The organism is Bradyrhizobium sp. Ce-3 (assembly GCF_022835695.1).
Taxonomy (GTDB): Bacteria; Pseudomonadota; Alphaproteobacteria; order Rhizobiales; family Xanthobacteraceae; genus Bradyrhizobium.
This window is the reverse complement of record NZ_BQUV01000045.1, coordinates 1-370: the sequence shown is the minus strand read 5'-3', so window position 1 is coordinate 370 and position 370 is coordinate 1. Positions and strand designations below refer to the sequence as shown.

Annotated in this window: 1 protein-coding gene; it reads left to right on the top strand. The window is 34.3% G+C overall.

The features are described 5' to 3' along the window. Positions 1 to 23: 23 nt before the first annotated feature. The coding region (locus BRSPCE3_RS35755; protein ID WP_309296347.1) for a recombinase family protein at positions 24 to 370 on the top strand (347 nt) is incomplete at its 3' end.

Genomic DNA, 370 nt, shown 5'->3' with positions numbered 1-370 from the left:
GTCTTAATAGATTACATCGTAATCTGAAAAATGCATTAAAACTCATCAAATTATGTCAAACTTACCATGTTCATATCTTAAGCGTACATGATGGTTATTTTGATATGGATCAAGCTTTCGACCGACTCAAGCTTAATATCTTCATCAGTTTAGCCGAACTTGAATCAGATAATATTGGAGAACAAGTCAAAAATGGCCTTCAAGAAAAAGCAAAGCAAGGTCGATTGATTACAACACATGCGCCTTTTGGCTACGACTATCACAACGGAACATTCATCATCAATCAAAATGAATCACCAACGGTGAAGGCTGTATTCAATTATTACATTAAAGGCCATGGTTATAAGAAAATTGCACAGTTATTAGAAGA